Annotated in this window: 18 protein-coding genes; 6 read left to right on the top strand and 12 right to left on the bottom strand. The window is 62.1% G+C overall.

Translation table 11 applies throughout. The features are described from left to right. Positions 1 to 18: 18 nt before the first annotated feature. Complete coding sequence (locus HG800_RS06865) at positions 19 to 969, bottom strand: Gfo/Idh/MocA family protein (RefSeq protein ID WP_169975142.1); 951 nt, start codon at positions 967 to 969, stop codon at positions 19 to 21. Positions 970 to 1373: 404 nt separating this feature from the next. Between HG800_RS06865 and HG800_RS06870 the strand changes: the two genes are divergently transcribed. The 3 genes from HG800_RS06870 (at position 1374) to HG800_RS06880 (ending at position 8381) form a co-directional block, all read left to right on the top strand. Next, complete coding sequence (locus HG800_RS06870) at positions 1374 to 3821, top strand: cytochrome c biogenesis protein ResB (RefSeq protein ID WP_169975144.1); 2448 nt, start codon at positions 1374 to 1376, stop codon at positions 3819 to 3821. Between the two features lie 141 nt (positions 3822 to 3962). Then, positions 3963 to 6830: a cytochrome c biogenesis protein gene (locus tag HG800_RS28165; RefSeq protein ID WP_169975146.1), complete on the top strand. Its 2868-nt coding sequence runs from the start codon at positions 3963 to 3965 to the stop codon at positions 6828 to 6830. A gap of 147 nt (positions 6831 to 6977) precedes the next feature. After that, on the top strand, positions 6978 to 8381 hold the full coding sequence (locus HG800_RS06880) for an alkaline phosphatase family protein (protein WP_169975148.1): 1404 nt from the start codon (positions 6978 to 6980) through the stop codon (positions 8379 to 8381). A 22-nt stretch (positions 8382 to 8403) separates the two neighbouring features. Here the strand turns inward: HG800_RS06880 and HG800_RS06885 are convergent, their stop codons facing one another. From HG800_RS06885 to gatC, 5 genes are all read right to left on the bottom strand, one after another. Continuing rightward, positions 8404 to 9432, bottom strand: coding sequence for a phosphotriesterase family protein (locus HG800_RS06885; RefSeq protein WP_169975150.1), 1029 nt, complete (start codon positions 9430 to 9432; stop codon positions 8404 to 8406). Between the two features lie 21 nt (positions 9433 to 9453). Continuing rightward, a complete protein-coding gene (locus HG800_RS06890) occupies positions 9454 to 10359 on the bottom strand; it encodes a sugar phosphate isomerase/epimerase family protein (RefSeq protein ID WP_169975152.1) in 906 nt (301 codons plus the stop codon). Positions 10360 to 10414: 55 nt separating this feature from the next. Continuing rightward, complete coding sequence (gene gatB / locus HG800_RS06895) at positions 10415 to 11914, bottom strand: Asp-tRNA(Asn)/Glu-tRNA(Gln) amidotransferase subunit GatB (protein ID WP_235963373.1); 1500 nt, start codon at positions 11912 to 11914, stop codon at positions 10415 to 10417. Positions 11915 to 11920: 6 nt separating this feature from the next. Next, a complete protein-coding gene (gatA, locus tag HG800_RS06900) occupies positions 11921 to 13417 on the bottom strand; it encodes an Asp-tRNA(Asn)/Glu-tRNA(Gln) amidotransferase subunit GatA (RefSeq protein WP_169975154.1) in 1497 nt (498 codons plus the stop codon). An 87-nt stretch (positions 13418 to 13504) separates the two neighbouring features. After that, positions 13505 to 13792 (bottom strand): Asp-tRNA(Asn)/Glu-tRNA(Gln) amidotransferase subunit GatC, encoded by a 288-nt coding sequence (gene gatC, locus HG800_RS06905; RefSeq protein WP_169975156.1) that lies wholly within the window; start codon positions 13790 to 13792, stop codon positions 13505 to 13507. A gap of 260 nt (positions 13793 to 14052) precedes the next feature. On the opposite strand from gatC, the gene HG800_RS06910 reads away from it, so the two are divergent. Together HG800_RS06910 and HG800_RS06915 are read left to right on the top strand one after the other, a co-directional pair. After that, positions 14053 to 15357 carry a bifunctional UDP-N-acetylglucosamine diphosphorylase/glucosamine-1-phosphate N-acetyltransferase GlmU gene (locus HG800_RS06910; protein ID WP_169975158.1) on the top strand — a complete coding sequence of 435 codons (1305 nt, stop codon included), beginning with the start codon at positions 14053 to 14055 and terminating at the stop codon, positions 15355 to 15357. A 107-nt stretch (positions 15358 to 15464) separates the two neighbouring features. Continuing rightward, a complete protein-coding gene (locus HG800_RS06915; RefSeq protein ID WP_169975160.1) occupies positions 15465 to 15968 on the top strand; it encodes a pyridoxamine 5'-phosphate oxidase family protein in 504 nt (167 codons plus the stop codon). Between the two features lie 59 nt (positions 15969 to 16027). Here the strand turns inward: HG800_RS06915 and prmC are convergent, their stop codons facing one another. From prmC to HG800_RS06945, 6 genes are all read right to left on the bottom strand, one after another. Next, the gene (gene prmC, locus HG800_RS06920) at positions 16028 to 16906 is read right to left on the bottom strand and encodes a peptide chain release factor N(5)-glutamine methyltransferase (RefSeq protein WP_315851985.1); all 879 of its coding nucleotides are present in this window, start codon (positions 16904 to 16906) and stop codon (positions 16028 to 16030) included. A gap of 4 nt (positions 16907 to 16910) precedes the next feature. Next, on the bottom strand, positions 16911 to 17978 hold the full coding sequence (gene prfA, locus HG800_RS06925; protein WP_169975162.1) for a peptide chain release factor 1: 1068 nt from the start codon (positions 17976 to 17978) through the stop codon (positions 16911 to 16913). Between the two features lie 148 nt (positions 17979 to 18126). Continuing rightward, the gene (locus HG800_RS06930; RefSeq protein ID WP_169975164.1) at positions 18127 to 18426 is read right to left on the bottom strand and encodes a type B 50S ribosomal protein L31; all 300 of its coding nucleotides are present in this window, start codon (positions 18424 to 18426) and stop codon (positions 18127 to 18129) included. 166 nt (positions 18427 to 18592) lie between these two features. Beyond that, the gene (locus HG800_RS06935) at positions 18593 to 19360 is read right to left on the bottom strand and encodes a TlpA family protein disulfide reductase (RefSeq protein WP_169975166.1); all 768 of its coding nucleotides are present in this window, start codon (positions 19358 to 19360) and stop codon (positions 18593 to 18595) included. Positions 19361 to 19579: 219 nt separating this feature from the next. Further along, a complete protein-coding gene (locus HG800_RS06940) occupies positions 19580 to 20185 on the bottom strand; it encodes a redoxin domain-containing protein (protein WP_169975168.1) in 606 nt (201 codons plus the stop codon). Between the two features lie 432 nt (positions 20186 to 20617). After that, positions 20618 to 21925 carry a sensor histidine kinase gene (locus tag HG800_RS06945; protein WP_235963375.1) on the bottom strand — a complete coding sequence of 436 codons (1308 nt, stop codon included), beginning with the start codon at positions 21923 to 21925 and terminating at the stop codon, positions 20618 to 20620. 233 nt (positions 21926 to 22158) lie between these two features. Between HG800_RS06945 and HG800_RS06950 the strand changes: the two genes are divergently transcribed. Next, positions 22159 to 22674 (top strand): hypothetical protein, encoded by a 516-nt coding sequence (locus HG800_RS06950; protein WP_169975170.1) that lies wholly within the window; start codon positions 22159 to 22161, stop codon positions 22672 to 22674. Positions 22675 to 22837: the final 163 nt, after the last annotated feature.

The following is a 22837-nucleotide window of genomic DNA, read 5'->3' on the forward strand; positions in this document are numbered from 1 at the left end:
TACGGTGGCTTCCTCACCTCACCACTCGAAGACTCGACTGGATCGTTCCAGATCGCGTAACTCATTGAGGTCCGGGACCAGCGACTGCTCCCCTCGGACCCGACGCAAGACGTGGTCGATCAACAGGGAGGTCGCCGACCCGCCAGGGATCGGCTCTCGGACAAGGTCCTTTCCAAGGGACCACTGCAAGCGTCCTGATCGGTCGATCCAGGCCCGCCCGCGCTCGGTTTCAAGGCGAAGCCTGACTCCTTCCGTGGCTCCCTCGGAGTCGGATGTCCCAGAGACGAGGCTGAGCCGAGCCGTTGCCCCCCCGGAAAAGGCGATCGAAACGACCCGGACTCGACGGTCTGGTCGATCGGATCGGCGGACGAGTCTCGCGTCGCGGGGATTCGCCTGGACGAGGGCCCGGCAGCGGTCGATCAGACCGATGGCGGCATCGGCAAGAGACGAGCGATTGACGTCGGTTGAGGATGCGTTCGATCCGTCGACGAGCCCTTTGACCAGGACCCGACGAGCCGGTCCCAGTTCGGTGGCGAGCAGCTCGCGCAAGCGAAGCATCTCCGGCGCGAAGCGGCCGGTCAACTCGGTCATCACGAGGGGAGGCTGGTTGGTGGAGGTTTGGTTCAATCGGCTCAGCTCGTCGAGCGTTGCGAGGTGGCCGGCGGCGGAAAAGACGGGCTTGCCTCGATCGATCGCGACCCGGAGCGGCCAGGGGCCAAACCACAGAGGATCGAGCAGGAAGACGACCTCGACATCAGGACGTTCGATCAGCAGGGTCAAGCCCTCGACCGCGTCGCATCCGATCCGGTCGGCCTCGGCCTCGGCGCGGTGGGCCACGGCATCGCAGACGGCCACGACCCGAGCCCTTCCTCCGGGACGAACCAGGGCAGACCGGTAGCGTTCGGTCCATTGGCGGCCGAGGCCGATGATTCCGATCCGGACTTCGTTCGTCACGCCCGACTCGCTCAACGCTCCTGCTCCTGTCGTCAACGCGTCCTGGGTGGGCCGATTATTGCCGGGAATGGCTCATTCGCCTAGTCGGACTCGGGACTCGCTCATTCAATCCATGTTGGAAGAATTCGGAGGGAGGCCACGGATCGTATTTGCTGGCCGTCGAAGAATTCCGTAAAATGAGTCTTTGATCCGCCAATCCTTGTTGCCTGGCGAACGTTCAAGGCCTTCGATCCGTATTCTTCTCAAAGAGCACGGGTCTGGAATGCTCGACGATCCGGTGCGGCGAGGATAAACTTCCTGCACGATTCCCCCCTTGATTGGTTCGTGCTCGCCCGCCCCCGCGTTCCCCCCTTTGGTTTGCTCGTTCTGCCGACCATCGCGCGCCCCCCGCCAGGCACCGAGAGCCAGGTGACGAGACTATGGCAACCGTGTCCAAGAAGCCGTCCTCCCCATCGCCGAAGCCCCGAGGCCAGAAGAAGGACGGGTCGGATCGCAGCGATGAAGGCCCGATCCTCCGCGCCTTCAATGCGATTTACCGCTTCCTCGCCTCGTTGAAACTGGCGATTTTCAGCCTTTCCACGCTGGTGATCGTCCTGACGATTGGCATGTTCTACGAGCGAAGCTACGGCAACGCCGCGCTTCAGCAGTATTTTTACCGGACCTGGTGGTTCGGTCTCTTGCTGGCCATGCTCGGGATCAACATTCTGTGCGCAGCCACCATCCGGTTCCCCTGGAAAAAGCGGCAGACGGGATTCGTCGTGACCCATGCGGGTCTGCTCGTGGTGCTGGTCGGGTCGTGGTTCAGTTTCCGGACTGGCGACGAGGGTCAGGTTGCGATGTCCGAGGGAGATTCCTCGACCGCCCTGGTTCGGATCAACGACTATACCCTGCGAGTGCAGTCGGTCGATGAGGCTTCGCAGCGCAGCGTCCAGTCCTTGCTCCGAGATATCTTTACGGAAATTTCGAAGGATCACGAGCACAGCGAAGGAGCCGAGGACGAAGGGTTTCACAACCTGCAAGATCAGATCGCCCGCCTGAGTCGCGATCCGGCTCCGAATCCTGCTGCCCTGCGTGATTTGGCGCGGATGTCGGCCATGCCCGGGTCTTACCGGGAGGATCTGGAAACGCTAGCGTCCCGGATTGAAGGGCAGTCGTACGCCTTCCGGTTCTTCCCCGGCCCGAGACAGTGGGAGGAGGGACGATCCGAAGTCTTGACTCGCCCGGATGATCCGTTCGAGCTGAAGGTCACGTCGTTCCTGCCCTCGGCCATCGGTCAGCGCATTGCCGAGCCCTCAGCGCGGGGAGTGCCAATGATCAAGGCTCGGATGGAAATGACGCCGCCGAATATGCTCAGCCCGATGGATCCCTTCGCCGATCAGTTCGTGATCGACGAGAACCGCTGGATCGCCGCCAACGACCTGTTCAAGCGGACGGTCCAGGCGCTCCCCCCGGCGGCCCGCCTGGTCTTCCAGCATGTCAAGGGAGGGATTGAAGGGCGTGAGGCGGCCAACGACTTCCTGGACGTACCCGAAAACGGCACCGTTGAGAGTGCTCGATTGCACTACGAGGACGATACGGGTCGGACCCAGACCGTCGCGTTCTTCCCGGCCACCGAGAGCTGGGTGTTCCCCGATGGCACCGAGGCCAAGGGGCGAACGGCCACCCTTCCGAACAGCGATCTGAAGGTGACCTATAACCTTTCCGGCTCGCTCAACGACACGAGTATTTTCGACCGACTCCGATCGGCGAGGTTCGATGTCAGACCGAGTGGTCGAGACGCACCCGCGCGGCCAATTACCCTTGGCAGCTTCCTGCTGGCGATCGTCGAGAACACGAAGGACGATCAGATGCCGCTGGCCGAGTTCGCTGTCTCGAAGGGGGACGGGCCCGAGGTGATTCACTGGGCCGTGCCGATCCCGTCGGCCGCCCTTCCTCCGATGAGCTTTGAGGCGACGGAACAGCCGAACCTGTATCAGCCGGCTCCTTCCTTGATTCGAATCGGCTACTACAAGCCGTTACAGTTCGAGGAGGGCATGCAAGGGTTGAAGGGGTCGATCGAGGTGCTCGGCGTCGGTGAGAATCGGCTCTACTATCGGGCCCTCAATGCAGAAGGGATTCAGAATAAAGGTGAGCTGAAGCTCGGCGAGAACGTCGAGACCTTCGGCGGAGAAAACCGAGCGATGCAAGCCTCGCTCGCGGTTGACGAGTTCTATGACTCGGCCATGCCCCGATTTACCTACGTGTACCGGGAACTCCCTGTTTCGCAGGCGGGTCAAGGGGTTCCGGCAGCCCGGGTGAAGATCACCCATCGGGGAGAGAGTGATGACCGCTGGGTCTTGCTCTCGACGACCCCCTCGTTGAAGCCAAACCCGAGTGCTGTCGAGACGTTCAACTTCGACCGGGCTACGTACAACGTTTCCTACGACATGGACCGCGGCGAATTGCCCTTCTCGCTTCGTTTGATCGACTTCCGCCGCCGCTTCGATCCCGGCACCCGGCAGCCGAGTCACTACGAAAGCGATGTCTTGCTCTACGACCAGGAGCAAGGGATCGACGGCGAGCTGGTGACGATCTCGATGAACGAGCCGCTTTCGCACCGCGGTTACACGTTCTACCAGTCGAGCTTCAATCCGCCGACCAATTCGAGCGGTGAATTCGTCTCAATCTTTCAGGTGCGATACGACCCGACCTGGCAGATTATTTACATCGGCTGTCTGATGGTGGTTCTGGGGACGTTCCTTCAGTTCTATATGCGTGCCGGTATCTTCACTGATGGCGGCAAGCGAGAACGGGAACGAGCACTCAGGAAAGGCCAGGATCCGGGGGAGGCTCCCCCCAAGCCTGCTGAAGACGACGACCTGTTATAAGCCAACACCAACGACCTTGAGAGGCCCCGGCCGCGCCCGACCTTTCCCCCCATCCGGGATGCCGCACCATCGCGGCTCCCGGCCCGCCTTCGAGGCGACGGACCCGCTCTCCCCACTCCCCAAAGAAAGGCGACCGGACCCATGAGCATGCTCCGCAGTCCTGCCAGGACCTGGATCGGCCTGGCGATGGCCCTCGCGACGCTGGCCGCCCCGAGCGTGTCGAGGGGTCAGACCGAGGGATCTTCCTCCCCCCAGACCGCACCGGCAGAATCGGCCTATCAGGCGCTTGGGCGCTTGGTTCTGATGCACGAAGGCCGCCGCAAGCCGCTCGACACCGTCGCCCGGCAAGAGGTGAAGGCCGTCACCGGTCGGCAATCATTCGAGCCGATCGGCCCTGACGGAACGACCGGACCCGAGTGGGGACCCGTCGCCGCCCTGTTCAGCTGGTCCAATGCGCCGGACTTCTGGGACGATCAGCGGTTCATCCTGGCCGAGTACCTTCCGTTGCGGCGGATGCTCCTGTCCAGTTCGATCGATTCCGTCCTGCGAGCCGTGGTTGACGATCCCGAGACTTCCGAAGGACTGAAGCAGCGCGTTCAGTCCATCCTGGATCGCAAGGCCACGACCGAAGGGCCGGACGGGATCGCCACGGTCGACGAGCTGAAGTCGATTGCCCGCGATGCTGGGCTGCCTGATGCGCTTCAGGACCCGGTGGAGGCCTTGGCCCATCGCATTGACGGGCACGAGAAATTCCTCTCTCCTCGCGAGCTGGAAGAGGCGACCGTTCCGATCAAGGGTCGTCAGGTCCGCTTTGATCAGTGGTACATTGATATCGCCATGCGGTCGCGGCCTGATCCGAAAACGAATATCCCACCGACGCTGAGCACTCTGGAAAAGAAGGTGGGCGAGGTCTTCAACCGACTGACCCGCTACCAGGCGATCCGAGGCGATCACGGGTCGGGGATGCTCGGCGCCGAGGTCAATGTCGATCGTCTTGTCCCTCGACCGGCCAATGCGAAGTACATTGAATTCCTGGGCCTGGTTCGTGAAAAGTACGACGCGTTTGTCGAAGGCAACAAAGACGAACTCAATCTTCCGTCGATTGATCGTGTTAAGCGAGACATGCGGGACGTGAAGGTCATCACGCTCGAAGCTCCTGGCGGCCAGGAGTTCCGGCTTGACCAGTTCCTTGCCGTGCTGGTTGACGTGCCGGGAGCAGACTTCAATCCGGTTGAACGGGATGCCCTCTCGACGTTGGCCGAGTATTACGGCGACCTCCCGGCCGAGGATCGTAAAGTCCCCGGCACCGATGACGACGCCGATGAACAACTTCAGGCATGGCTCATGGCCGATGCCGACTGGGCCCCAGTGGCCCTGATCCTTGAGAGTGACCTCGGCCAACTGGCCCAGGCCGGCTACGACCGCGATGAACTGAACCGCTTCCGCGAGGCGATTCTCGCCGCAAAGGAAACCGAGGCCGATGAGCCAGGGTCGCTCGCCGCGGAGCAAGCCGAAGCCGTGGTGGCCTCCACCCGTGCTCTCGCCGCCGACCTGAGCACTTATCCGACCGTCGCCGAGGTCGATCGTGAGGTTCACTACAATACGTTTGCACCCTTCTACAAGGCTCCGACGTATTATGGCCTTGGCTTTGCCTTGCTCGGGCTCTGCCTGATGATCGGTACGATCAGTGGTGGAGCGGCTGGCACCATTCGCAAGTCGTTGTACGGTCTGGGGCTCCTCGGCCTGGTGGGTGGCATCGGGCTGGAGATTTACGGCTTTGCGTTACGGATCCTGATCTCGGGTTGGGCTCCGGTGACGAACTTGTACGAGACGGTGATCTGGGTTGCGCTCATCGCCGCGGTGATCGGTCTGGTCCTCGAAGCCATTTACCGGAGAGTCTATCCGGCGGCCGCGGCGGCCGGAGTGGCGATGCTCTGCACGATCATCGCAGCGAATGCTCAGAGCGTCTTGAATCCGAACATCGAGGCTCTGAACCCGATCTTGCGGAGCAACTACTGGCTGACGATCCACGTCATTACCATCGTCTCAAGTTATGCCGCGTTTGCCCTGGCCCTGGGGCTGGGTCTGATCGGAACCTGGTTCTACCTGACCGCTCCTTATCGTCGCGATGTGGGAATGGGTGAACTGTCCCGTCCCTTGATGGCGGTGCCGGTGCTGGCGGGACTCGGAACGGTAGGAATCTATGGGTCGTACAATGGCTGGGCCTCGGCTTCGGAGTCGATGATCTCGCTCTGGGGCCTTGGGATTTCGGGAGCCGACATCCTGTTCTTCGGCGGTTGGGCCCTGGCGGCCGCTGGGATTGCCGTGATGGTGATGGTCCTGAGTGGTCTTCTTGGCGAGGTCATTGCCCGACTTACCTTGCGAAATCAACGTGCTTCGGCCGCTGAAGGAACTACAACGTCAGCTGAGGCAACTGTTGAGGCCGTCTCTAGCGAAGGCGGCGGCACGGCCACGCTTACCCGTCCGAGCATTGCCGCCATCAAGGCCCGCAACGCCGAGATGTACGGCCACGGCGGAGACGACCCCCGCGAGCGGGCCATGCGAGACCGGGCCGAACAGGTCAAGCCAATCTCCAGCTTCGTCTATCGGGCCTTGCAGGTGGGTGTCTTGCTCGTGGCTGCGGGCACGATTCTCGGCGGCGTCTGGGCCGACTACTCGTGGGGTCGCTTCTGGGGCTGGGACCCGAAGGAAGTCTCTGCGCTCATCACGCTGCTCGTCTACCTGATTCCGCTGCACGGCCGGTTCGCCGGCTGGATCGGGAGTTTTGGCATGACGATGGCTGCGGTCCTCTGCTTCAACTCGGTCCTGATGGCCTGGTACGGTGTTAACTTCCTGCTCGGTGTCGGCCTTCATAGCTATGGCTTCGCCGAGGGAGGAAACCAGGGGGCGGTCTTGCTGTCGGCTCTGGTCGTCAGCTCACTGGCCTTCGGAGCCATCTGGCGCCGCTCGCTCGCCAAGCGGGAGATCACGCCGACTGTCGCTGCGTGATGCGTCGGCCTTCACCATGAAAACCTCGAACACGGCCCACAGGTCCCTCGAATTTCGAGCGGGCCGGTGGGCCGTGTCGCTTGAAATTGAAGGAGACTCATCCATTTTGATGATGTCTCCTCGATCCTTCTTCGGAGCTTGCCTGCTGTGCCTGAGTCTCCGACCGCTCCGCTTGTCCTCATCAGTGCGGTGGGCCTTACCCCGAGGCTTTTCCCGCATGCTCCCCGACTGACGACGCTTGCCCGAAGCAGTTGGAGTCGGCCCGTGCAGGACACCGTACCCGCGGTGACCTGCACGGCTCAGGCGACCTTGCTCTCGGGACGCTCGCCTCAGCATCACGGGATCGTCGGGAACGGTTGGCTGTTCCGAGAGACGCAAGAGGTTCGCTTCTGGCAGCAGTCGCGGTCCCTCGTTCAGGCGGAGTTGCTTGAGGAGGTCGCTCGATCTCGGGCCAGAAGTCACGGTCGGCCCTTCCGCGTGGCCAAGCTGTTCTGGTGGTTCAATCAGGGGGCGGATGTCGACATCAGCGTCACTCCCAAGCCGCTCTATGGGGCTGATGGGAGCAAGGTCTTTGGCATCTGGGGATCGCCTCCCGAGTTGCCGGCTCGCCTTGAGGCGAAACTCGGCCCGTTCCCATTTCCGTCCTTCTGGGGACCGATGGCTGGCTTGCCCGCAACCCAGTGGATTGCCCGATGTGCAGCCGAGGTTCTGGCCGCGGAACACCCGGATCTGACCCTCGTTTATCTTCCCCACCTTGACTACGACCCTCAACGGTTCGGTCCCTCGGGCTGCGACATGCCCCGTCTGGTCGGTGAACTGGATGAGGCGGCTGCTCCGTTGCTCGATGCGGCGAATGCGGCCGGAGCCCAGGTCTGGGTCTTCGGCGAGTACGGTCACTGCGATGTGTCCAGGCCGATCCTTCCCAATCGTGTGCTCCGGGAGGCGGGCTTGGTCTCGGTCCGTCCGGGTCCCTTCGGCGATCAGGTCGAGCTGTTCCAGAGTCGGGCCTTCGCGGTTTGCGACCATCAACTCGCACATGTTTATGTGCGCAGAGCCGATGATATTCCTCGCGTTCGCGAGCTGATGGCGGCGCTCCCCGGGGTCGATCATGTTTATGCTGGCGACGACCGGGCCGAGATCGAGCTCGATCATCCTCGGTCGGGGGAGATCGTTGTACTTTCCGAACCGGATGCTTGGTTCGCCTATCCCTTCTGGCTTGATGGGACGCAGGCACCCGACTACGCCCGCACGGTCGATATTCATCGCAAGCCCGGTTACGACCCATGCGAATTGGTTTTTGACCCGAAGCTCACCTTCCCCAAATTCAAGGCAATGCGCCGGTTGGTCCAGAAAAAGCTTGGGTTCCGGACCTTGATGGACCTGATCTCACTCGACCCTTCCCTCGTTAAGGGGAGCCACGGCCGACCGGCTGATCAAGAGGATTCTCGACCGATCCTGATTGGGCAAGGTCCGGAGCCAACCAACACAAACGCCGTGCCGATGACTTCCGTCCGCGACCTGATCATCAACGCGCTCGAACTTGCCGAGTAATCTCGGTTCGATTGGGTGATCATCAGGCCGATACCATCCGGACTCTTACGGTGAAGGCCTCGGCCGGATGCTCAACAATCAACCGTTGAAGCTCGTCTTCTGCAATGCCCTCGCGTCTGAGCGCAGGGAGAAATTCAGTGAACAGAGTGTCGAAGAGACGGAAGGTTCCTCCGTTTGGTTCACCAACATGATACCAGCCGGCGTCGTGGGAGAGGAGAACCCGATTGAGGTGTCCCGCCTCGTTCATGGATCGAACAAGATCGAGATGTCTGTCGATGCTTTGCGGCCCGATGCCATCGAACTCAACCCAGGCACCCCGTTCGGCGGCTTTCGTATGGAAGTGAGTCTCTTGCTCGTTCTGGGCGTGCACCCAGATGAATGCCGAGGGGTTAACCCCTTCCGCTTCGATCACGTCGAGTTCTTCCATTGCCGCGAGCCCATCACCGGTATGGGCGGCGATGGTCAGACCCGTACGGAGGTGAGTGATCGCAGCGGCCCGGACGATCGTACGGCTGATCTCGGGTAACGGACCTCCATCGACCCCGATCTTCAAGAATCCAGGACGGATTCCGGTGCCTTCGATCCCATGCTCCCACTCGGCGGTCCAGCGATCGGCCAGTTCCCTGGCCGACTCGTGCCGAGCGTGTTCGGGCAGGTGTTTCCCCCCGTTGGCGTTGTAATAGCCGGAGTTGGTGAGCAGGTGCATTCCCGTCGCCCTGGCAAGCCTTGCCAGAAGCCCTGGATCACGTGCCAGATAGGCCGGGGTGCATTCGCAGAGGGTGCGGCAGCCGAGGTCGTGGACCTGCTTCAGGAAGGGCTGAGTCCTGGCGAACACGTCATCGGCGTTGTAACGATCGGGAGAGGCGACCTCGGCACCGGCGAAATCGACCAGCAAATGCTCATGAGGGAGGGTCACTCCCATTTCGGTCGGGTTGATCGGACCGAGCACGGTCATGATAATGTTTTGATTACGTGGCAACGCACTGGCCCCCTGAAGAGCGGGGACCAGTGGGATTGCGGTGATCGACCGGAGCAGATCACGTCGATTCATGCTGACTCCGTGATCGACAAATCATGCCATGCCGAAACAGCGATCCATTCGGGCGGCGACATCCTTGAGATAATCAGCGTCGCCACCGCGAAGTTCGGCGGTGGCCCAGCCCTGGTAGCCGATTGAGTGGAGCGCCTCGGTCACGGCGGGCCAATCAACCGAGCCTTCGCCGAGCGGGACATTGAACCCCTTGCCGAGGCCTTCATTCATCATGATGTCCCGGCTGTATTCCTTGACGTCGAGCTTGACAATGCGATCACCCAGAACGCGGACCCACTGTTCGGCCCACCCATAGCGGATGACGTTGCCAATGTCGAAATAAGCGCCGATGCGTTCGCTCTCGAATTCGTCGATGTAGCGAGCGAATTCCAGGGGGCTTAACAAGAAGTTGTTCCAAACGTTTTCAAAGGCGATGGTGATGCCGGTTTCCTCGGCCTTGGGCAGCAAGGAACGAATTTCAGCCTGAGAGCGTTCGTAGGCATCGGCATAGCCAATCGACTCATTGACGACGGCCGGGACGAGCAGGACGGTGGTGCCGCCATACGCCTTGCAATCGTCGATGGCGGTCGTCATGCCGACGACGGTCTTGGCGCGGACCTCGGGATCGGGGTGCGAGAGGGGGCTGGCCCAGTGGGTCGAGCAGACGCAGCCGTGGATGATCAGGCCCGATTCCTCCTTGGCTCGGAGGACCTCGTCAAGTGGCAGGTCGTTCGGGCTATCCATGTCGACGCCGTCAAATCCGCAGGCCTTGATGAGCTTGAAGCGCTCGACGAGAGGCAGGTTCCGAGGGGCCATACCAATCTTGATCGCCTTGCGGAAGGTCGGCTCGGCGTCGTCCTGTGTGGCGAGGGCAGGACGAATGCCGGTGGTCATCGCGGCGGCAAGACCGAGGCCGGAGTTTCGGAGAAACGAGCGTCGGGGAGTCATGGGTGTCGAGCTCCGAGGGGTCGGATGGATCGATCAAAAACGCCACAAACGAGACTTAGTGCCCGAGTTCGGCGAGCCGGGCTTCCAGCAGTTCGACGACCAGTTCCGGGTCGGCCTTGCCCTGCGTTTTCTTCATGACCTGACCGCGAAGCCATCCCTTCACGGCCTCGGGCTTTTTCTTGCCACCGGCAAGGTCTTCGAGGGCCTTCGGGTTGGCGTCAATCGTCTCGGCAACGACGGTGGCCAGGGCGTCTCGATCACCGATCAGGCCATACCCGCCTTCGGCGATGATGGATTCGGCCGGATTGCCGGTGTCGATCATCTTGGAAAGGACTTCGCGACCCTGATTGGTGTTCAGTTCTTTGCGCTTGACTCGATTGATGAGATCGGAGAGGGCTGCGGGGCCGACGTGCAAGTCGTTCAGACTGATCTTCTTCTCTTTGATTGATCGGAGAATGTCCTGCTGGATCCAGTTGCTGGCCAGTTTGGCTTCGCCTGTCTCGCGGGCAACGGCGTCGAAGTAATTTGCAACGTCTTGCCCCTGTTCGACGAGCACGTTGGCGTCATAGGTTGAGAGACCATATTCCGACTCAAAGCGAGAGCGGCGGGCCATCGGAAGCTCGCCGATCTCCTCGCGAAGCCGGGCGATCCAGGCGTCGTCCACCTCGACGGGGACGAGGTCGGGTTCGGGGAAATAGCGGTAGTCAGCAGCGGTTTCCTTCTGACGCTGGGGCTTGGTGATGCCGTCGGGGTCGCTCCAGCCTCGGGTTTCCTTGTGGGCGTCCTTGATGGTGAGGCCGTCGTCCTTCCACTTTTCGAACTGGCGTTCGACCTCGTAGTGTAGGGCTTTTTCGACGGCGCTGAAGCTGTTCATGTTCTTGATTTCGACGATCGGCGTGGCGATCGTGGTGCCGTCGCCGGTACGAATATGAAGATTCACGTTCGCATCGCAGCGGAGGCTCCCTTCTTGCATCTCGCAGTCGGAGACGCCGAGATAACGGAGGGTGAGCCGGAGTTCTTCGAGGCATCCGCGGGCGTCGGCCGGGTCGCGGAGATCGGGTTCGGTGACGATCTCCAGCAGGGGAACACCGGCGCGGTTGAGGTCCACTTCCGACATGCCGCCGGCGGCGTGGATCATCTTGCCCGTGTCCTCCTCCAGGTGGATGCGGGTCAGGCGAACGCTCCCACCACCGCCGCCGTCCTTGCGCTCGGGGATCGGTAACGAGCCGCCGGTGCTAAAGGGCAGATCATACTGGCTGATCTGATAATTCTTCGGCAGATCAGGATAATAGTAATTCTTTCGGTCCCACTTTGTGAACCGGGCGATTTCCGCCCCGAAGGCGAGGGCCGTTTTGAGTGCCAGGTAGAATGCCTTGCCGTTCATGACCGGAAGGGTCCCCGGCAGGCCGAGCGAGACCGGGTCGGTCTGCGTGTTCGGCGGGAGGCCGAATTCGGTGCCGCAGCCGGAGAACATCTTGCTCTCAGTCTGCAATTGCACGTGAATTTCCAGGCCGATGATAATATCGTATTCCATGGTCGTGTGTTCTACATTCATCGGTGCTTAATCCAGCTTCGGCCGTTTGGTGTGCCAGTCGGTAGCACGCTCGAAGGTCCGGGCGGCTCGGAGGAGGGTCTCCTCGGCGAAGGCAGGGGCCTGCAGCTGGATGCCGATGGGGAGGCCGGATTTCGAGAGGCCACCGGGCAGGCTGATGCCGGGAATCCCGGCCAGATTGGCCGAGGTGGTATAGACGTCCATCAGGTACATCGCCAGCGGGTCGCTGACCTTCTCGCCAACCTTGAAGGCGGGAGCCGGGCTGGTGGGGCCAAGGATGACATCGACCTGGCCGAAGGCGCGGTCGAAGTCGTCGCGGATCAGGCGACGGACCTTCAGGGCCTGGACGTAGTACTTGTCGGCGTAACCGGCTGAGAGGACGAAGGTGCCGAGCATGATCCGGCGGGTGACCTCGGGGCCGAACCCCTCGGCTCGGGATGCCATCATCATGCGGATCAGGGCGGGCAATTCGCGTTCGGCGTCGGTCTTCGGCTCGAAGTCCTCGGCGCGGTGGCCGAAGATGGTTCCGTCGTAGCGGGCGAGGTTGCTCGACGCCTCGGCCGGGGCGACGATGTAATAGGCAGGGATCGCCTGGCCGGTGTTTGGCAGGGAGATCTCGGAAATGGTCGCTCCCTCGGCCTCGAAAACGCGCGCGGCCTCCCGGACGGCGGCCTCGACTTCCGGGTCGAGCCCCTCGCCGAAGAACTCTCGGGCGATGCCGATGCGTAGTGGGCGATCGGGCTTTGCTTCGAGGGCCGCGAGATAGTCGGGCACGGCGCGGTCGACGCTGGTGGCGTCCATCGGGTCCGATCCGGCAATGACCGAAAGCACCCGGGCCACGTCGGCGACCTCGTGGCCGAGCGGTCCGATCTGGTCAAGCGAGCTGGCGAAGGCGACCAATCCGTACCTGCTGACGCGTCCGTAGGTCGGCTTCAGGCCGACGACGCCGCAGAGGCTCGCCGGTTGGCGGATGGAGCCGCCGGTGTCGCTCCCCAGCGCGGTCGGGGCGAACGAGGCTGCCACGGCCGAGGCGGCGCCACCGGACGACCCGCCGGGGGAGCGTTCGGGATCCCAGGGGTTCCGGGCCGGCCCGTAGGCGCTCGTCTCATTCGACGAGCCCATCGCAAACTCGTCCATGTTGAGCCGACCGAGGAGGATGGCATCAGCGGCTCTCAGGCGCTGGATGACGGTGGCATCGAACGGGGGGCGGTACGAGGCAAGCATCCGGCTGCAGCAGGTGGTCAGCTCGCCCCGGCGGCAGATGTTGTCCTTGATCGCGATCGGGACGCCGGCCAGGGGGCCAAGCGGCTCGCCGCGGCGGCGGCGGTCATCGATCGATCGGGCCTGGTCCAGGCCAGGGTCCGGATCGAAGTCGAGCAAGGCGTTGAGCCGACCGTTGTGGGCCTCGATCCGTTGGATCAAGGCTCCCACGGCTTCCTCACTCGAGAAGTTGCCCGAGTGATAGCCGTCCAGCAAGCCGGAGAGAGTGGCGCCCAGCGGGTCCATGAACAAGGTGATCCTGTCTCAATAGAAAAGATGAAGCGATCGCGCGGATGGGCGAAGCGGTCAGTCGACGTCGAGGCGATCGGACCGTTACTGAAGGACGGCGGGGACGAGGAACGCCTCGTGATTCCGCTTCGGGGCGTTGCAGAGGGCTTCGTCCCGGGGCAGCGATTCAGTGCGACGGTCGTCCCGGAACATGTTGCGGACCTCAACGCCGTGGGCCAGCGGTTCGACGCCGGAGACGTCGACTTGCTGGAGCTGCTCGACGTAGTGGACGATCTCGTTGATTTGTTCGGTATAGGTTGCCAGTTCGTCCGGATCGAGGCGAAGGCGGGCCAGCAGGGCGACCTTGGCGACATCCTCGGGGCTGAGGTTCATGGGAGAGGCTCCCGCGCGGGCAAGGGCGTGAGGAATCAATCGGGTGCGTTTGAGTTCCGACGGATGGAATGCGGTCACTATACGGGACGACCACGGGCCGCTCAAGGTTCACGGCCGATTGCCGACCGTGTCGACTCGGTTTGACCCCTTGAGCGGGCGCCGCTAGCATCATTCGGAGTGCAAGTACGCGACGATAGTGGGGCCAAGCGTTCAGATCGTCGATCGGCGAGTGACCCTCCTGACCGTTATTGAGGCGAACGATGCAAGGTCCGGTAGCGATCATCCTGGCAGCCGGTCAAGGGAAGCGGATGCGATCCGAGCGTGCCAAGGTGCTGCACGAGGTTTGCGGACAGCCGATGATCCGCTATGTCGTCGAGGCCGCTCGGGGGGCCGGGGCACGATCGGTCATCGTGGTCGTGGGTTTTGGGGCGGATCAGGTGCGGGCCGCCCTGGCCGACGAGCCCGACGTCTTCTTTGCCGTTCAGGAGCGACAGCTTGGGACCGGAGACGCCGTCCTGGCCTGCCGCCCCCTACTCGAAGACTATTCTGGTCCGGCCCTGGTCTTGGTGGGTGATGAACCCTTGCTGAGGGCCGAACCGCTCGGCAACCTACTCGATCGCCAGCGAGCCGATCGGCTTGACTGCTTGATGGGAACCGCGGTGTTACCTGATCCAACCGGGTTTGGGCGGATTCTCCGTGATTCTGCTGGCCGGTTCTTGCGGATCGTCGAACAACGCGACTGCACCCCCGAGGAAGCAGCGATCGAGGAGATCAACCCCAGTTGCTACGTCTTTGAGCTGCCCTCGCTCTGGGACGCCCTCGATCAGCTCGATACGACCAATGCCCAGGGGGAATATTACCTGACGGACGCTCCGGAACTGTTGATCCAGATGGGCCGATCGGTGGCCGCCTTGCCCGTGCTCGATGCCGAGGACGTACTGGGGGTGAATACGCGGCAACACCTGGCCGAGGCGCACGTGGTGATGCAGCGACGGATTCAATCGCGATTGATGGACGACGGGGTGAGTATCGTCGATCCTCGGACGACCTTGATTGACGGTCGTGCCGTGATTGGGCCGGATACGACCATCTTTCCCTTCACCGTGATTTCCGGATCGGTTCAAGTGGGCCGCGATTGTCGGATCGGTCCGTTTGCCCATCTTCGGGACGGTACGATTTTGCACGATGGTTCGGAGGTCGGAGCGTTCGTCGAGGTGAATCGCTCGACGTTCGAGGCTGGGGCACGAGCCCGGCATCTCGCGTATCTCGGCGATACGATCGTTGGGCCTGGGGCCAATATCGGTGCCGGGGTCATCACGGCCAACTTCGACGGAAAGACCAAGGCTCGGACAGAGATCCAGGAGGGGGCCTTCATTGGCTCCGGGGCCGTTCTGGTGGCTCCGGTGACGATTGGACCTGAGGCAACCGTCGGTGCCGGCGCGGTCGTGACGAAGGGCAAGGATGTCGCCGCGGGGCAGACGGTTGTCGGAGTGCCGGCCCGACCACTTCGAGAGTCCGTTGTCCCAGAGTCCGACGGGTTCGATCATCGGGAAACTCGGCGTTGATCTGGGCAGGCTTCGGTGTGTCCTGGACGTGTTGATTCTCCTGCTGGCACAGAGGTTGCTCACTCGATTCGCGTGTTCGCCCAAACTCCGAACCGGGAGAGTCAGTGATGGCAGCCGAGACCGAGAAACGAGACGATCTCCAGAAGCTTGAAGACCTGATCACGGAACTCGGGGTCGCGATGCTTGCGACCATCGAACCAGATGGATCACTCCGAAGTCGGCCCATGCACACGCATCTCGACGGGCCATTCGAGGGGTCGCTTTGGTTTTTTACAAGAGACCATGCTCCCAAGGTCTTCGAAATTGATCGTGATCGTCATGTGAATCTAAGCTATTCCTGTACAAAATCGCAAAAATATGTGTCTTTGTCTGGCACGGCCCGGTTGGTTCACGATCGTGATCGGGCCGAGCGGATGTGGTCGCCGCTGTACAAAGCCTGGTTTCCGCAGGGTTTGGACGATCCCGAGCTTGCCTTGATTCGCGTTGAGGTGGAGAAAGGAGAGTACTGGGATCCCGCTCCGGGAGCGATCGTCCATGCCGTTGGCTATCTGAAGGCCGCAATGACCGGCAAACCGCACACGCCCGCCGGACATGAAAAGGTTCAGATTTGACGGTCATCAGGTTGGAGGCGTGAGCGAGACATACAAACTGGCTCGCTCGCGTATTCGATTCAGTCCGATCGGCGTTCGGCCCGGAGCACCCTGGGATGTCCTGCGCCGTCGCGGACGGTGGGAGCGACCTGAAGTTCGGCTCGCGATTCGAGCAAGGCCCGCACAGGGGCTTCCTGATCCGAGCCGATCTCCAGCAGCAGGTGGCCGCCCGGCTTGAGCAGCGGAACCGCCTGCTCGATCAATCGAGTGACGATCCGAAGGCCTTCGGCTCCGCCGTCGAGCGCGAGATGCGGCTCGAAGTCGCGGACGCCCGGCTCAAGGGTCGGAATCACGTCGGTTGCGATGTACGGCGGGTTCGAGACGATGGCGTCGAATGGCCCTTGATCGGCGACCGGATCGAGTAAATCCCCTGTGACGAAGGTGACCCGATTGGCCAGGTTCAGGCGCTCGGTGTTTGACTTGGCGATCGAGAGCGCCTCGGGGCTGAGGTCAATGGCGATGACCTGGGCGTCGGTTTGCTGATGAGCGATTGCCAGGGCAATCGCCCCGGAGCCGGTTCCCACATCGACCACCCGGGGTGTGGTCGTGCCCTTCAAGGCGTCGAGGGCCTCAACCACCAGGAATTCCGTGTCGGGCCTCGGAATCAAGACTGCTGGCGAGACCGTCAGCGACAGCGAGAAAAACTCCTTGCGACCGACGAGGTAAGCCACTGGGGCACCCTCGGCACGCTTGCGGATCAGGTCGCGGTAGGAGGCCCGATCGGCCGATCCGACCTCGACATCCCACTGGGTGTAGAGTTTGACCCGGTCGGTCTGAAGCACCTGGGCCAGCAAGACTTCGGCATCGAGACGGGGACTTTCCGACCCCTTGTCGCGCAGGAATCCCTGCGTCCAGGTGAGCAATCGGCCGATGGTCCAGGGCTCATCGCGTTCGGCCACGGGTTCAAAGCTCCCCGAGTTGCTCGTGTCGGTCGTGATCGATCAGGGCGGTCGTCAAGGAGTCGAGATCGCCGAGGATGATGCGGTCGAGGCTGTAGAGCGTCAGGTTGATCCGGTGATCGGTGACGCGGTTCTGCGGAAAGTTGTAGGTCCGGATGCGTTGAGAACGATCACCGGAGCCAATCAGGGACCGACGCTGCTCGGCACGTTCGGCATTGGCGCTCTCCTGCATCTGGTCGAACAGCCGAGAGCGGAGCAATCGCAGTGCCTTCGCCCGATTTTTATGCTGGCTGCGTTCGTCTCGGCAAACGACGACGATGCCGCTGGGCGTATGAGTCAGACGGACGGCGCTCTCGGTCTTGTTCTGGTGCTGGCCACCGGGGCCTCCGGCACGCATGACGTCGACTTCAAGGTCCTCAGGTCGGATCTCGATCTCGACTTCCTCCGGCTCGGTCAGAACGGCGACGGTCGCGGCTGAAGTGTGGATGCGCCCTTGTGTTTCGGTCGCGGGGACGCGCTGCACGCGGTGGCCACCGCTTTCGAACTGGAGGTGGCGGTAAGCCCCGTCGCCGTTGATCGCGAAGCTGACTTCCTTGGCACCGCCCAACTCGGTCGGGTTCAGCTCCAGAAGTTCGAACGACCAGCCCTTCGACTCACAGTAGCGGCGGTACATTTCCAGAAGGTCGCGGGCGAACAGGGCGGCCTCATCGCCGCCGGTCCCGGCCCGGATCTCCATGATGAGCCCCGAGCGATCAGAGCCGGCCACGCGGTCGTAGATCAGGTCGCGGAGCGTCTCGGCAAGGTCGTCACGCTGGGCGCGGAGCGATTCCAGTTCCGCCTCGGCGTAGGCACGCATCTCGTGATCGGATTCGTCGAGGGCCAGTGCCTCGGCCTCGGCGATGAGCTGACCCAGTTCCAGGTAGCGGCCGTAAGGGACAGCGGCCTTGGCCAGGGTGCCCCGTTCCTTGGCGAGCGCCGCAACTCGAGCCGGGTCCGACGCGACGTCTGGATCGAGCAGCGCCTGGTCGACCTCTCGGAATCGTCGATAATCGGCCTGGAGTTTCTCAAACACAGCGACAGTAGCCGATCGGAAGGACTGAGAAAACGCAAGCCCGTCGGGAAACGATCAACGGCCCGCCGTCGCGACCTTCGAGCCTGGCACCAGGGGTGCCGGTTGAAAGGCCGATCGGGGCAGGCCGCTGGTCAGCAATCACTCGGGACTAGCTGTCTGAAGCTTCGGTGGTCGCGTCGGCTTCGCCGCCCTTGCGGCCCTTGCCGTAGCGTCCCTGGAACTTACGGTTGAACTTGTCGACCCGGCCGGCGGCGTCGACGAACTTCGTCTTGCCGGTGTAGAACGGGTGCGAGGCGCTGGAAACGTCGACGACGACCAAGGGGTACTCGACCCCGTCGATGGTCTTCTTCTGGTTGGTCTTGATCGTCGAGCGGGTGATGATTTCGAAATCGCTCGACGCGTCGTGGAAGACGACCGGGCGATAGTTGGGGTGAATGCCTTCTTTCATCGGGCGTGGGTCCGGCCGGGAGACAGGCGAACGACGGCCCCCCGCACACCGGGCACGAGGGCCGATTCGTGGTCAATAGAACGCTATCGTATCGACAGAGGGCTGGGTTGGGGAAGGGGTTTTGTTCTTCGATCCCCGAACCCAGCCGCACTGGGGGTGCTCCGAGTCATTCACTCGCGAGCAGTTCGGCAACCTTGGCCTCGACTTCGTCGTAGGTGAACTGATTGTCCGGGTCGTCGTAGGTGAAGCGAGCGACCTCGTTCCCCTCGCCATCGTAAAGGAAGACCGCCGGAATGGTCGTGACGTTGAAGGCCTCGAACGACTCGAACAGCAGTTGCCCGTGACGAAGGTTCTCAATCTTCGAGACGTCCATCGCGGAGAGGAAGCGCTTCGCTTCCTTGATCTGAGCCTCGTCGATGTCGTCCACCTCGGTGCCGGCGTCGAAGGACAGGGCGATCACCTTCAGCCCCTTGTCTTCGAAGGAGTCGGCCATCTCCAGGACGTGCGGGAAGTTCTCCTTACAAGGGTCGCACCAGCTCGCCCAGCAATCGACGAGGGTCAACGGCGCATCGCTCTCGGCGATATAGGCTTTCAGTTCCTCGTAGGTGACAGGCTTGAGTTCGAGATTGGCAGTGTCCGAGGGCTCGGGTTCAGCAGGCTCCGCCGTCGGTTCGGGCTCGGGGGCCGATATCGTTTCTGGTTCGGCGGGAGTGGGCGGGGGCAAGTCGTCCAGTTCGAGTGGTGACTCGGCAACCGGCTCGGTGCTCTCGGTCGGCTCGGGGGACGTCTCGCCCGAGATCTCGGGGCTGATGACCTCGTCGGGGGTCGGCTCGATCGGGTCGCCGGCCGGTTCCGAGCAGCCGAGCAGGCCGACCGCGGCAGAGAAGGTTGCCAGGGTCAGCCAGGTGGTGAGTGGTCGGGCGGGTTGGATCATGAATCGGTCCTCCGGAAGGTGGGCGCGGGGTCGGAGTGGCAGAAGGATGGGCTTCGGCAGGAGGTTGAGCGGGCCATCGGCCCGAGGCCGAGCCCGGCTGGAAACGAACGCCGCCCGCAGCCGGGGGATGGTCCGACGACGGGCGGCGGGATTCGATCAGTTCGGTCAACACGACGGATCACCCGAGGCGATCCGAGTGCGACCGGTCAGTTTCACGGCTCACTTGCGCTTGTAGACGACGCCGCAGCCGATAGCAGGAGTTTCCTTCACTTCGACCTCTTCACCGGCGAGCAGGGCATCGACGGCGTTGGCGACGAAGTTGGTTTCGCCCGCTTCGACCTTCAGCGGGTTGCGGTACATGGCACCCATGTAGCGGATGGTGCGGTCCTTGTCGAGGACGAAGAACTCAGGGGTCTTGGTCGAGCCGTACTTGCGGCCGATTTCCTGGCTCTCATCGTAGCCGTAGGTGTAGAGCGAGTTCTTTTCCTTGACCCACTCCTTGATCTGCGGCAGTTTGTCCTGCGGGTGGTCGTTGACGCTCACGCCGATCAGCTTGACGCTCTTGCCCTGATAGTTGTCAACGAAGTCGTTGAGGTGGTCTTCGATCGCGACCACGTAAGGGCAGTGGTTGCCGAGGAAGACGAGGACAACAACCTCTTCCTCAACGTCGCTCAGGGAGATGGAAGTGTCCTGGCCCTTGTAGGTGGCCGGGATGCCGGAGAAATCGGGGGCCTTCTGCCCGATGTCGACGGTCTTGTTGTACTCACCGGCCACGGCAGGGACGGCCAGAGCCAGGGCAACGAGTCCGGAGACAAACATACGCATCGGTGCAAGCTCCTCTGGGTGATTCAGAAACGAAGAAGGATCGGGTCGAGTGCTCATCGGGGGTAAAGGTGAAACGACCCTGATCCCATTGACGTATTGAGGTACGACACCTGATCATCCAATCAGGACCAGTCCATCCCTCAGGGGTCCCGTTGGTTCCGCTCCATCAGACGCGGCCTTCGATCAACGAGGCCGCCGGGAGTTTCGCTCAGTGAAAGTGAGGCGTCGATTCAGATGGAACCGGCCTCAGTTTTTCGATTGTGTTCGCATGGTCGATGAACTTTCCGCGAGACATCGGTCAGCCTAGCTCTGTCAGGTCGTCGCGTCAATCGACTGCCTCGTTTAGGTTCCCGACCACGGACCTTGCTACGTCTTACGATTGCCGAATGTTCGGTTGTTGGGATTTTTTTTTCGAGAGGTCGATTCCCGCAATCACGGACCCAGGTGTCGAGGCAGCCGGACCGTGAAGGTGCTGCCGGTGCCGACGATGCTTTCGACGCTGACCTCTCCCCCGAGCGACTGGACCAGATGTTTGACGATCGCCAGCCCCAGGCCCGTACCTCCCTGGGCTCGGCTCCGAGCCCGATCCACTCGGTAAAACCGCTCGAAGATTCGGGGGATGTCGTCTCGGGGAATCCCGGAGCCGCTGTCGGTTACGGAAAGCGTTACCCGTTGCTCGTTTGTCCAGGTCGAGACCCGAATCGACCCTCCCTCGGGTGTGTATTTGATCGCATTATCGATCAGGTTGTCGAGAACCTGTCGGACCGCTTCCTCGGCCGCCCGAACGCAAATCGAAGGGTCGAGTTCATCCAGTTCCGCGATAAGCGACAGTCCGCTTGCCCTTGCCCTCGCTTCGTGCGATTCGATGCACTCTCGAACGATTGGACCGAGTGCCATCGGCTCGAACTGAAAGGGTTGCTGCCCCGACTCCAGGCGGGCCAGTCGGAGCATGTCCTGCACCAGATTGTCGAGCCGATCAACCTGTTCGTTGATCTGATTGAGGAGCGTGACGTTGACCGACGCATCATGAAGGCCCCAATCGAGCAAGGTTTCTGTGTTGACCTTGATCGCCGCCAGAGGGGTTTTCAACTCATGCGAGGCGTTGGCGACAAAGTCTTGCCGCATCCGTTCCAATCGCCTCAGATCGGTCACGTCGTGCAGCACGAAGACGGCCCCCGACGGAGGGGAGCCGGGCAGGGGGGTTCCATGCACCGAGACGATGCGCTCCTGATCGCTAGCCAGAGGGTTCCGACCGGCCAGGGAAAGCTCAGCCCGGTATGCTGACCGACTGGCCAGGGTGGTCTCGACCGCCATCTGGATCTGAGGGCTTCGGACGAGCTCGGCCACGAGGCGACCGTCCGAATCGTCGGCGATCTGAAACATCCGCTGAGCGGTTGGGTTGGCAAACAGGAGCCGTTGCCTTGCGTCGACTGCCAGCACGCCTTCACTCATCGCGCTCAGCATCGCGTCGAGCTTTCGCCGATCATCTTCCAGATTGGCAATCCGGCGCGTGAGCTCGACCCCCGCTCGGTTGAACTGCTCGGCCAGCCTCTCCGAGGCTCCCGCCACCTGGGCTCTCACACGACTCATGGGCTGATCGTTGACCAGGGCTTCGACGGCTTTGGTCATCTGCTCCAGCGCCTTTCGGCTCTGAAACCAGAGAAAAAACACCAGGGAGGCCACTCCCCCCAGTACGATCAGCCCCATCACCGAGCTTTGAACCGACAAGGACTCGGGCATTGCGACAGAATTTCCTCGGGTTTCGATGTCGTTCGAGTGGACCAGGAGTGCGGTTGGTCCGAGCTTTGCACCAGAGAGTATCATCACGGGCCTGAGTCGTCGACGCAGCGGAAGCCAACCCAGGGTTCGACGATTCCCGCTCGGACAGCTCGTGTTCCATTTCGATTAGTGTTCCAGCAGCCAGGTTCTTGGGAGAGAACATCGTGACTCACTGCCGACTGAGGAACCCTCTCATGAACATTCCGATTGGTTCTTGCTCGTGGTCTCAGCTTCTGATCCCGAGCGTGTTGGGCCTGGGCTTCATCGTGACACTGGTTCCGGATGTGAAGGCTCAGCAGAACGATCCGCTTGCCGACGAGATCCGATCAGCCGAACTCGATCGCGAGGCCGCCCTACGTGAACTGGAAGCACGACGGGCGGAATACCTTGAGGCACTCCGCCGGGCCGAGGAACTCGATCGTCGCCGGTCCTCGCGACCTCCGTACGTCAACCCGTACACCCAGTATGGGGTGAACCCGTTTGCCCTTTCCGAGGCCTACCGGGCTCAGGCGTACCAGGACGCCACGCGATCGTATCTCCCTCGACCGCCAGCTCCGATCGTGGGGGGTGTGCCGATCGCTCCCGGTGTCACTCCGTACGGTCCGCTTCCGCTGACTCCTGTTGCACCTTATGGCTACGGCTACCGACCCCTCGGAGGAATTGATATCCCGTTTGGATTCGGTCTGGGAGGGCTCTCGATTCGTTGGTGATTGAGGCGAAGACTTGGAGATAATCTTGCCCCGATCGTTCGGGGAGAACTTCCGATTCCCAGGGACCGCATCCTCAGGAGAATCGGCGATGGTCGCACCATTGCTCGTGGTTGATCCACAACCGCTCCTGGCCCCGAGCAGGGGCCTGCGCCTATCATAAGGA

Origin of the sequence: Tautonia rosea (assembly GCF_012958305.1) — a bacterium.
Taxonomy (GTDB): domain Bacteria; phylum Planctomycetota; class Planctomycetia; order Isosphaerales; family Isosphaeraceae; genus Tautonia; species Tautonia rosea.